The 547-nt window shown below is 42.8% G+C and carries 2 protein-coding genes; both read left to right on the top strand.

Going from position 1 to position 547, the window contains the following annotated elements:
* Window positions 1-355: hypothetical protein (locus tag QVO51_RS07340; RefSeq protein WP_288167987.1), on the top strand; the 355-nt coding region annotated here is incomplete at its 5' end.
* Complete coding sequence (locus QVO51_RS07335; RefSeq protein WP_022357858.1) at window positions 345-506, top strand: hypothetical protein; 162 nt, start codon at window positions 345-347, stop codon at window positions 504-506. The genes QVO51_RS07340 and QVO51_RS07335, both read left to right, overlap by 11 nt.
* The last annotated feature ends 41 nt before the right edge of the window (window positions 507-547 follow it).

Raw genomic sequence — 547 nt, 5'->3', positions numbered from 1 at the left:
CAAATCCGGTGGGGGTGGTATAATGAAAGCAGACGAAATAATCGGTAGGAGTCTAGGAGCTTCCGCCAAAAATTATCCAGTAAGACTCCCGGACGGGAATCATGCCAAATTTCAAGAAGGATCATCCATTACAAAAATAAAAGTAATCGCTGGAAACGACACAAAAGTCCAGATAAGGGACGCCATTTACCTTCAGGAGCGATACAAAATACCGGCTGAAAAATGGCAAAAATGCCGTGGTGAGAGTATTGTTTTGGTAGATGGAGTTCCACGAAAGGCAGAAATACATTGGTATGAGGCTGATGGCGAAAAACATGATATAAAAATAAAGAGGTGGTTGGACGATGACGGTTAAATATATTGGTGATGACAGCAGCCCGATGAGCTTGATCACGAATAACAAATATAAATGCATCGGCATTGAAAAGGGCTGGTATCGAGTTATTGACGAAACCGGAGAGGACTATTTGTATCCGCCTGAGTTGTTTGAACTGGTTGAGAAATAACCATGTGAACACCTGTAAGCACCCCCTAGGGGTGCTTTTCT

Origin of the sequence: Ruminococcus sp. CAG:379 (assembly GCF_000434255.1) — a bacterium.
Taxonomy (GTDB): domain Bacteria; phylum Bacillota; class Clostridia; order Oscillospirales; family Ruminococcaceae; genus Ruminococcus_F; species Ruminococcus_F champanellensis.
This window is presented reverse-complemented; position numbering and strand designations above follow the sequence as displayed.